The 10,250-nt window shown below is 70.6% G+C and carries 5 protein-coding genes and 1 pseudogene; 3 read left to right on the top strand and 3 right to left on the bottom strand.

What is annotated here, in order from left to right; translation table 11 throughout:
• Nucleotides 1–35 precede the first annotated feature (35 nt).
• The 3 genes from ACTWQJ_RS37455 to ACTWQJ_RS37445 form a co-directional block, all read right to left on the bottom strand.
• Complete coding sequence (locus tag ACTWQJ_RS37455) at nucleotides 36–3,194, bottom strand: non-ribosomal peptide synthetase (RefSeq protein ID WP_443310907.1); 3,159 nt, start codon at nucleotides 3,192–3,194, stop codon at nucleotides 36–38.
• Nucleotides 3,194–5,695, bottom strand: a complete 2,502-nt coding sequence (locus ACTWQJ_RS37450) for a Pls/PosA family non-ribosomal peptide synthetase (RefSeq protein WP_443310906.1) — start codon at nucleotides 5,693–5,695, stop codon at nucleotides 3,194–3,196. Before ACTWQJ_RS37450 ends, ACTWQJ_RS37455 begins: the two co-directional genes overlap by 1 nt.
• Before the next feature lie 225 nt (nucleotides 5,696–5,920).
• Nucleotides 5,921–7,711: a pentapeptide repeat-containing protein gene (locus ACTWQJ_RS37445; RefSeq protein ID WP_443310905.1), complete on the bottom strand. Its 1,791-nt coding sequence runs from the start codon at nucleotides 7,709–7,711 to the stop codon at nucleotides 5,921–5,923.
• A 427-nt stretch (nucleotides 7,712–8,138) separates the two neighbouring features.
• Here ACTWQJ_RS37445 and ACTWQJ_RS37440 point away from each other — a divergent pair, with 427 nt between their 5' ends.
• The 3 genes and pseudogenes from ACTWQJ_RS37440 to ACTWQJ_RS37430 form a co-directional block, all read left to right on the top strand.
• Nucleotides 8,139–8,891 (top strand): SDR family oxidoreductase, encoded by a 753-nt coding sequence (locus ACTWQJ_RS37440; RefSeq protein ID WP_443310904.1) that lies wholly within the window; start codon nucleotides 8,139–8,141, stop codon nucleotides 8,889–8,891.
• A gap of 64 nt (nucleotides 8,892–8,955) precedes the next feature.
• Nucleotides 8,956–9,876: an SDR family oxidoreductase gene (locus tag ACTWQJ_RS37435; protein WP_443310903.1), complete on the top strand. Its 921-nt coding sequence runs from the start codon at nucleotides 8,956–8,958 to the stop codon at nucleotides 9,874–9,876.
• A 243-nt stretch (nucleotides 9,877–10,119) separates the two neighbouring features.
• Nucleotides 10,120–10,250, top strand: a pseudogene (locus tag ACTWQJ_RS37430) (anti-anti-sigma factor); the annotation flags it as partial.

Raw genomic sequence — 10,250 nt, 5'->3', positions numbered from 1 at the left:
CGGACAGCATTGGGTTCTCCTCTGGATGCGCGGATTCACGGCTCGGTCGGCGGGAAGGCGGCTCGGACCAGGGTCTCGGCGGCCTCCGCCGGGCGGGTGCTCAGGAAGTGGCGGCCGCCGCCGGGTACATCCCGCACGTCGACGCGCTCGGCCAGGAAACGCCAGTCGCCGGGTGCCCGGCGGGCCATCGCCACCTCGCCTGCCTCGCTGCCGGCTTCGGCGTCACCGGGCGTTTCGGCGGCGACCAGCACGGTGACAGGGGCTGTCAGTCGCTCCGCGTCCCGCGGAGGGCCGAAAGGGGACCGCACGGAGAGGAACACGCCAAGGACCGGGACCCCGTGTTGCTGCAGGGTCCGCGCCGCCTCCACGGCCGACCCCGCGCCCGAGCCGTCGCCCCACAGCAGGATGCCGGGCGCGCCGAGGCGGCCGGTCTCCGCGGCGACCCGTGCCGCGTCCGGCTGCGCGGCGATGTGGACCGTCAGTCCACTGCCGTTGTCGGTGCCGCGCAGTGCTTCGGCCAGCGGCAGGAATTCCGCGCCGGTCCGGCCTGCGTCGGGGAAGCAGACCAGGGCGGCCCGCGCGGGGCCGTCCGGGGTCAGCAGAGGCCGCAGGACCCCCCGGACCTGGGCGCCTGTTCCGAGCAGGCCCGATGTCCGGGTGTCGATGAGACGGGCCAGCTCGGCCAGCACCGGATGGCGGGTGAGGTCACGAAGGGAGATCAGGCGGTCCAGGGATACCGCGAGCCGGACGGCCGACAGGGAGGTGCCGCCCAGGTCGAAGAAGCTGTCGCCCCGGCCGATGCGGTCGAGCGGCATGCCGAGGACCGTCGCAAACTTCTCCGCCAGCCGCTGTTCGGTCGGCGTCCTGGGTGCCCGGTAGGCGTCGCCGGACGTGCCGAGTTCCTCCGCCAGCGCCGCCAGCGCCTTTGTGTCGGTCTTGCCGTTGGCCGTGAGCGGCAGGCGCGCCACCTGGTGGAAGGAGGCCGGGACCATGTATTCGGGAAGCAGGTCGCCGAGCCGCTCGCGGACGTCCTCGGCGGTCAGGGGCTCCCCGTTCGTGTAGAAGGCGGCCAGTTGCCTGCTGTGCCCCTCCCCCGTCACCACCACCGCGCCGTCGCGGACGCCGGGGACCCGGAGCAGCGTGTTCTCGATCTCGCCGATCTCGACGCGGAACCCGCGGATCTTCACCTGCGCGTCCCTGCGACCGAGGTACTCGAGCTTCCCGTCGGGCAGCCAGCGGCCGAAGTCGCCTCCCCGGTAGAGCCGTTGCCCCGGACGGTACGGATCGTCCAGATAGGCGAGCCGCGTGCGCTCGGGGTCGTTGACGTACCCGCGGCCGACGCAGACACCGGAAAAGACGATGGCACCGGGGGCGCCGAGCGGCACCGGCATCAGGTTGTCGTCGACGACATAGACGCACACGTTGTTGACGGGCCGGCCGAGCGGCACCCGGTCGGCGGTGGGCGCGCGGTCCATCACCTCGTGGTTGGTGTCGTCGGACGTCTCGGTCAGTCCGTAGGCGTTGACCAGACGGATCCCGGGCCCGGTGGTGAACCACCGCTGCGCCAGCTCACTCTTGAGCGCCTCCCCCGTGACCGACGCACACCGCAGGTCCCGCAGGTCGCGCGGGGCGCGTTCGAGGGCGGACAGGATGACGTCGAGGTACGAGGGCACGACCTGGAGCACGTTGACCCGGCCCTCGACGATCGTGTCGAGGAACCGGTCGGCGTCGAGGATCGCGTCTTGTTCGACCAGCAGGGTCCGGCCCCCGGTCAGCAGGCCGGCGAGCAGCTGCCACAGCGAGATGTCGAAGCACTGCGAGGCGGTCTGCGCCACGACCGTGCCCGCACCGATGTCCAGGTCGTCGATCTTGGCGTACAGGTGGTTGAGCAGGCCCGCGTGCTCGCACATCGCGCCCTTGGGCTCACCGGTCGAGCCGGAGGTGAAGAACACGTACGCGAGCCGGTCGGCCGGCACCTCGACCCCCGGGTCGGTTCCGTCGGTGGCCCGCTCGGTGATGTCCGGGACGAGCAGCGTACGGGTGCCGGGCAGCACGTCCAGCGCCCGGTCCAGGTTCGTGGTGGCGCCCGGCTCGGTGAGCACGAACCGGCAGGCGGCGCGGGTGAGCATGGTGGTCATGCGCCCGGGCGGGTAGTGCGGGTCGAGGGGGAGGTAGGCGCCGCCTGCTTTGAAGACGGCGAGCACGCCGGCCAGCCAGTTCAGGTCGCGCCCGGTCACCACCGCGACCGTGTCCTCGGGGCGCAGCCCCTGCGCCAGCAGGGCACGGGCCAGCCGGTTGGCCCGCACGTTCAGTTCCCCGTACGTCCACTGCCGGTCGCGGTGCACGGCGGCGACGGCGTCCGGATGGCTGCGCACGCGCTCTTCGAACAGTTCGTGGCAGCGCCGGTCGGGCAGATCCCGGCGCGGACCGGCGAGTCCGTCGATCTGGAACCGGATCTCCTCGGCTGACAGCAGACTGTGCCGGTGGTGCGGGGCGTCCGGGTCGGCGGCGATCTGCTCGAGAGCGGCGAGGTGGTATCCGGCGATCCGCGCCGCGCAGTCCGCGTCCAGCAGGTCGGTCCGGTAGCGCAGGCGCACGACGCGTCGGCCGTCCTGCTCCGCCGCCGTCACCATGAGAACGGTGCCGTTCTCGCCCGCCGGCCCGCGTCCGGTCGGGTCGAACACGGCCTCGGGACGGGGTGCGGTCCCGCCCGTGCGCGGCGGCGCGTCGGCCGACGAGCTGGTCCGGGACGACAGCAGCCCCGATGCGGCCCGGTGGGATGCCAGTAGCAGTTGGCGCCATGTACCGGGCCCGACGGTCAACTGGACGGGGAGGGGCGGGGTGCCCGCCGTGGACAGGTAGCCGGTGCGGACGACGGGGTCGCCGGAGAGTGTGGCGAGCACCTTGGCGTGCGCGGCCAGGAACACCGCCGTGAGCGGGACGCCCAGTTCCCGGGCCCGCCGGTGCAGGGCCGTCGTCACTGCTGCGGGGACGGGCGTGACATGCTCGGCGGTGCCGGGCACCGGGGCACGGGTCCACCGCGGTACGGCTGTGAAGCCGCCCTCGGCCGGTGTGCCGCCGACAGCGGGCGCGGCGTCCCCGGCCTGTGCGGCGGCGTCGGCCGTGGGTTCCCCGCCGGATCGTGCGTCGCCGCCGTGGGTTCGGCCGTCGGTCGGTGCCGTCGTCCTCGCCATCACCCTTCACCTCCGCCGCCATCGGGTGTGGGACGGGCCGGATTCCCCGCCCAGCGAGCACGCTCGGGGACCACCTCGCCCTTCATCAGGAAGGAGTCCGCCGCCAGCACGGCACCGTCACCGATCCGCACGCCGTAGTGCACGAACGCTCCGACGCCGAGGGTGCAGCCGGAGCCGATCTCGCTGCGGTCCGACTTGAACGTGGCGTCCTCCTGCGAGTGGGGCTGGACGACGCTTCCCGCGTTGAACGTGCAGCTGTCCCCGATCGTGACCATCCCGCGTTCGGTCACGCTGAGTCCGTCGTCGAACAGCCTGGTGCCGACGCTTGCGCCCAGCAGGCGCCACGCGAATCCCTTGAACGGCGTGCCGTTGAGGACCTGCACATACGTCTCCGAGGGAACTTTCCAGTACCGCTCACGCTGCCAGAAGCGGCGGTCGTAGATCGAGCAGAACAGCGGTCCCGGAGGGTGCAGTGCGGTCACGGCCCGCTCGACCAGGATGAAGTACAGGACGGTGAACGGCAGTGCGAGGGCGTTGGCGAGCGCGATGGCTGCCGTGCCCCACTGCGGGTAGAGGCTCGCGGCGCACGCGAAGAGCAGGGTGATGCAGAAGAAGTACAGCCATCCCGCGAACAGGAACCACGCCATTGTGACGGTGTTGTGCCGGTTCTTGGCGGCCAGGCGGCGGCGCAGCCCGTTCCCGTTCGTCAGCTCGTCGAAGGTGCTGTCCCGCATCACCGACCGTGGGATCTCGAAGCTGGGAGACCCCAGCAGTCCCACGTCGTGCCGGACCGGGCCGTCGACGGGGACCATCACCTTGGTCGCCAGGAGGCAGTTGTCACCGGTCCTGCCGCGCGAGGGGTAGGCGACCCGGTTCCCGAGGAAGTTGTGCGCTCCGATCGCGGTCCGCGACAGGCGGAAGGATGTGCTGGAGTAGTCGGCGTTCATCAGGGAGAGACCGTCGGCGACCATGGTGCCCGTGCCGACCCTGCTCATGAAGGGGCTCTCGTGCTTGACCCGGGTGCCGAAGTTCGACCCGGTCTGCTCCACGCGGGAGAGGTCGTACCCGATCCAGCGCAGGTAGTGCACGATGCACGTGCTGTCGCCGAACAGGCGGGTGAGGAACCTGCTGTTGGTCATCAGGAGGATCGCCCGGTGCACGGCATGGTGGAAGCCGAACAGCGGGTACGTCCGGCCCAGGGTGACGAACCGGGCGAGCAGCCGCGGGACGGTGGCCAGGACGACGAGGGCGGCGGGCACGGCGCAGGCAAAGATCACGGCCGTGACCACCAGCACGTCCACGTAGAAAACCCAGCCGGCCGGGGACGTCTGCGCCTGCTCCAGCGCCGTGTTTTCCTCCAGGATGCGGGAGAGCAGCACGTCCAGACAGCCCACCGCCAGCGGCACGTACACCACCATTGCGGTGAACAGCAGGAGGGCTCCGTGGACCGCTCGCCGCAGGGTGCCGCAGCGGGCCGGCTCGACCGGCTGGAATTCGGCGTCCGTGGGCTGGGCCGGCGACCCGTGCCAGTGCTGGCCGTCCGGGACCTCCTGACCGGTGTGCAGCGCGGACGCGTGGCCCAGCTGGGATCCGTCGCCGAGACAGGTGCCGATGTCCAGCACCGTCGCCTCACTGACGACCGCGTCCCGGCCCAGGGTGACCGGACCCGTCTCGATCACACCGTCGTGTGCGCGGTAGCAGTTGATCAGCGAGTCCTTGCGGACCACCGTGCCGTCGCCGATCGTCAGCAGGTCGGTGCAGACAGGCATACTGCGCGAGAGGATGGTCACCCCCCTTCCGATCCGGGCACCCAGCGCCCTGAGGTAGAGCGGGTACAGCGGCGACCCGGCGAACAGCAGGACCGGACTCGACCGGACCAGCGTCTTGACCAGCCAGAAGCGGACGTAGACCAGGCTCCAGACGCAAATCCGCTGCGGTTCCCACCGGCCGATCAGCAGCCACTTCACGATCACGGGCAGAGCGCACAGGACCACCAGCAGCGTGGCGGCGAACACAACGGACCGCAGGTAGGCCTGCAGCAGGCCGCTCCCGCCCGAGATCCAGTCGTAGCCGCGGGCGGTGACGACGGCGAGGAGGCAGGCGTAGCCGAGATAGCACAGCACTTGCAGAACGCCGCAGAGCACGTAGTGGGGACGGCCCGTCGGTTCCGCCGGTGGCCGCGGCCGTGTGTCGGGGGCGGGAACCGGCGGCGTACCCGGAGCCGTGCCCTGAGGTGCGCCGTCCACCATCGCCGCCGCCAGCGCGCTGATGGTCGGATACCGGTAGACGTCCCGCATCGACACCGACGGCAGGTCGGGCCGCTTCCTGACACGCGCGCAGAAGTGCGCCATGACCAGGGAGTCGGCCCCCAGATCGTTGAAGAAATGACTGTCGAGAGGCACCTCGTCGAGCTTCGCGACGTCCGCGAGCAGCCGGGCGAGCGTCTCTTCCGTACCGGGGACGGCCGGGGTGCCCATCACCTCGAGCTGGTGTCCCGTCATGCGCACTCCCTGGGCTGCCGGCGACCGACCGTCCTGCTTGCCAGGTATTCGTTGCCAGGGGGACGAGGTATGAAGGCGCCATGCAGCTTCTTGCATCGTGAGCGCCTCATCTCGCCAGGTGACACCGGCCGCGGTGGCCCGGAGCCGTCCGCCGGGAGTTCTCCATGAGGCGGAAGCCCGTTGTGGTGCCGGGACCCAGCGCCCAGTCGGTGCAGCGGTCGCCCACTACCGTTTCACCCTGCCGCGCACAGCAAGGACGGCGAGGCCGAGCAGGGCCGGCTCTACCAGACGGGAGGCCATCTCCGTGTACGTGCCCGCCGTGGTCAGGTCCTGGCCGGAGGAGCGGAAGACCACCGAGTTGATCACCACCCGCATGGACTTCTCGAACCGCCCGGTCGACATCCGCTGTGCATACGGCCCATGCGGATTGGCCGGATCGGGGGTGTCTGTGGTCATGGTGATGGTGCGGCCGGTGAGAGTGCCGGTGCTCTGCGGTTTCGGGTCGTCCTGCGGGAGGCCCCACAGCATCATGGCCAGCACAGTGGCGGTCATGGTCGCCAGCAGCCAGCCCAGGGCACGGGAGGCCCGCAGCCCGTAGCCGGACAGAGCCCAGTACGCGGCGATCAGGGCCCGCTCGGCGCGCGGAGTGCTGGGGTCGTGACGGCGCATCTCCATCTCGCCGTAGTAGAAGTCGGCCGCCCCCGGCTCGTCCTTGCCGTCCTCGAAGGCCTTGCGCAGCTGCCGGTATGCCGGGGCCAGCGCGGCCGGATCCAGCACCGCCTCCCCCTCGGGCGCAGGGACCCAGCCATCCGCGCCGTGGGTGCGGGTGGCACGCCAGTGGTGTTCTTCGGCCAGTGTCTGGCGCGGCGTGCAGCGCACCGGCCACACGCCGCGCCATCGCAGCCCGGACGGGGTGGTGGCCAACAGACACCGGCCCTCCAGCCGCAACTGGTCAAGGTGGATGGTCCCGACGAAGAGGCAGTCGGTGAGGTCGACGTCGGTAAGGACCAGGTGAGCCGCGTCCACTCCCCGCAGTGATACGACCTGCACCGGAAGATCCGTCGGATCGGGTTCGGGCATCTCCAGGCCGTTCACGATGAAGGGCCGGGCCCGGGCGGCGATGCTCACCGGGTATTCCAGGACCGCGTCGCTCAGATCCACAGCCGTGTGGCGCAGCCGCAGCGCGGCTGTGGAAGCCCACCGTGTCCGCCTGCACTGCAGGGCCGCTGTCGACGCCTCGATGGTCACGGCACCATGGAACACCGCCTCCGACACATCCAGCGTTCCGGCACACACCAGCGGACCCACCTGGGCGGTGCGCTCGAACACCGTGCTGTGGAGGAGGACGCTGCCGTTGAACTTCGCCCCGGCAAACGATGCACTCCCCCGGATCGTCGCAGCGGAGAGCCAGAGGTCGCCGCCGAACTCCATGTCGTCGAACCAGGCGTCGCCGCTGATCTCCGTCGCAACGACGTGGGTTTCACCGGCGATCTGCGCCTTTTGGAACAGCGCGTCACCGCCGATGTGCATCCGGTAGAAGTCGGCGTCACCGCTGATCTTGGCACTGACAAACCAGGCGTTGCCGCCGATCTCCGCATCGTCGAACCTGGCGTCGCCGCCGATTTCCGTCCCGTAGAACCAGGCGTTACCGACGATCTCTGTCTCATAGAACGACGCGTCCCCACTGATCTTCGCCCCGTCGAAGTGGGCGTCGCCGCTGAACCGCGCCGTGTCGAACACGGCGTTGCCCACGTGAGGATCGTCTGTTGCAGGGTCTGTGAGTGCGGCGAGCAGTTCGCTCAGCAGTTCTTCGGTGAACGACGTACCACGGTGATCGAGGTCAACGCCGGGCTGCAACCCGGCGAGGTAGGCGGAACGGTCGGCGTCGGTGAGATGGGCCAGGCAGACGGTGTGCGGCTCGACGATGCGGCCACGACAGCCGACGCCGTCCGCCCCGGAGCCATGCGCGCAGTACGGCCACACCTGTGTGGTCGAGTCGGCTGAGGTGGCGGTCACGTCCTGTGGGACGTGGAGGAGCATGCGTCGGTTGCGGCGGGCGGCCCGTGCGAGCCTCACGGCGGGTCACGAAGTTCGCCTTCGGTTCGGCGCGGGCATTGCGCCGGCGGACATAGGCGGCGATGGCCGCGTTCTGCTCGTCGTGGCTGCGGCGGTCGGTTCCGTTGAGCGCGAAGGAGCGCAGGGCAGCGAACTCGGCCTCGATCCGGTTCAGCCAGGAGCCGTAGGCCGGAAGGAAGACCAGCTCGACCTGGTGGCCGTGGCCCAGGTGCGGACCTTGGCAGGCTTGTGCGGGGGGAAGTTGTCCAGCACCACATTTAGCGCCGCTACGCCCCCGAGATAGCGCTGCTACGTTTTAGATGTTAGCGTTGCTCTCATCGGGTCGCGGAACCGAAACCGCCTCCCACCTTTCGACAGGAGCGGCACGATGACTGAGCAGACCCAGACCCCCACCCCCCGCCGCGTCGCGATCGTCACCGGCGGTTCCCGGGGCATCGGCCGCGAGAGCGTAGAGCGGCTGGCCTCGGACGGCTTCGCCGTCGTGGTCAACTACGCGGGCAACCAGACCGAGGCCGAGGCGGCGGTCGCCGCCGTCACCGCGGCGGGCGGCCAGGCCGTCGCCTTCCGCGCCGACGTGGCCGACGAGAACGCGGTCGCCGCCCTCTTCGACCTCGCCGAGGACACCTACGGCGGTGTGGACGTGGTCGTCCACGCGGCCGGCGTCATGACGCTCGCGCCGCTGGTCGACACCGACCTGGACGCGCTGGACCGGATGCACCGCACCAACATCCGCGGCACGTTCGTCGTCGACCAGCAGGCGGCCCGCCGGCTGCGCTCCGGCGGCGCCATCATCAACTTCTCCACGTCCGTCCTGGGGCTCGCCCTCCCCGGCTACAGCGCGTACGCCGCCACCAAGGGCGCCGTCGAGGCCGTCACGCTGATCCTCGCCCGCGAGCTGCGGGGCCGGGACATCACCGTCAACGCTGTCGCCCCCGGGCCGACCGCCACCGCGCTGTTCCTGGACGGCAAGGACGCCGAGACCATCGACCGGATGTCGAAGATGAACCCGCTGGAGCGCCTCGGCACCCCGGCCGACATCGCCGAGGTCGTCTCCTTCCTCGCCGGCCCCGCCCGCTGGATCAACGGCCAGGTGCTGCGCGCCAACGGCGGAGCGATCTGAGCCTCCCCGCAACGCACCCATCAACCGGTCACCACAGTCACCCTCAGACCCAAGGAGTGATGTCATGAGCAAGACCATCCTCATCACCGGCGCGGGCTCCGGATTCGGCGCCCTCGCCGCCCGCCGCCTGGCCGACGCGGGCCACACCGTCTACGCGGCCATGCGCAACACCACCGGGCGTAACGCCGCCCGGGTGAGCGACGCCCGTGCCTACGCCGCCGACCACGCCGTAGACCTCAGGACCGTCGAACTCGACGTCCTCTCCCAGGAGTCCGCCGACGCCGCCGTTGCCACGGTCCTGGCCGAGGCCGGCCGCCTCGATGTCATCGTCCACAACGCCGGGCACATGGTCACCGGCCCGACCGAGGCGTTCACCCCCGAAGAGCTCGCCGCCGTCTACGACACCAACGTCCTTGGCACCCAACGCGTCAACCGGGCCGCCCTGCCCCATCTGCGCGCCCAGGAACACGGCCTGGTCCTGTGGATCGGCTCCACTTCCACCAAGGGAGGCACCCCGCCCTATCTCGCGCCCTACTTCGCCGCCAAGTCGGCCATGGACGCCCTCGCCGTCTCCTACGCGGCCGAACTCGCCCGCTTCAACATCGAGACGTCGATCATCGTCCCCGGCTCCTTCACCACCGGCACCAACCACTTCGTCACCGGCGGACATCCCGCGGAACAGACCGTCGTCCCCGCCTACGAAGCGCGCTACGCCGGCCTCATGGACCAGGTCTCCGAGCGCCTGGCCGCCCTCGCCCCCGCCGACGCCGACATATCCCAGGTCGCGGCCGCCATCGTCGACGTCGTCGACACACCCCACGGCAAGCGGCCCTTCCGCGTCCACATCGACCCCGCCGACGACGGGAGCGAGACCGTCAGCGCCGTCGCCGACCACATCCGCGCCGAATTCCTCACCCGCATCGGCCTTGACGACCTCCTGACCCCCCACCGCGCGGCCCAGGACACCTCGACCGACCACACATGAGCAGAACAGGAACCCGCGATGAACGGCATCCCTCTGCCACCCGCCGTGCGGCGGATAACGAACGCTGCCAAGACCGGTGACCTCGAAGCCTTCCTCGGTGCCTTCACCCCTGACGGCGCCGTGGACGACCGGGGCCGCACGTTCCAGGGCCGCACCGCCATCCGGCGCGGGAGAAACGATGAATTCTTCGGCGTGAACGTCCTCTCCGCCCACGAAGTACGGGGGCACTCTCGGAGAGCGCATATGCACATCAGGGGGGACCACGCCGGGCTGGTCGTCGGGGGCCGCCTCGACGTCCGCAGCGCGGCGGACGCCCGAAAGGTCCTGCACACAGCCGTCGGCGACGGCGTCGGCGACCTTGTACTGGACCTGTC

This window comes from Streptomyces sp. KR55 (assembly GCF_052245645.1).
Classification (GTDB): domain Bacteria; phylum Actinomycetota; class Actinomycetes; order Streptomycetales; family Streptomycetaceae; genus Streptomyces; species Streptomyces flavusporus.
The sequence above is the reverse complement of the archived record's forward strand: the minus strand, read 5'-3'. Positions and strand labels throughout refer to the sequence as shown.

Bases quoted from the DNA above. Each gene is read 5' to 3' on its own strand.
- ACTWQJ_RS37440 (WP_443310904.1), top strand. From the start codon at position 8,139: ATGACTGAGCAGACCCAGACCCCCACCCCCCGCCGCGTCGCGATCGTC.
- ACTWQJ_RS37450 (WP_443310906.1), bottom strand. From the start codon at position 5,695: ATGACGGGACACCAGCTCGAGGTGATGGGCACCCCGGCCGTCCCCGGT.
- ACTWQJ_RS37435 (WP_443310903.1), top strand. From the start codon at position 8,956: ATGAGCAAGACCATCCTCATCACCGGCGCGGGCTCCGGATTCGGCGCC.
- ACTWQJ_RS37455 (WP_443310907.1), bottom strand. From the start codon at position 3,194: ATGGCGAGGACGACGGCACCGACCGACGGCCGAACCCACGGCGGCGAC.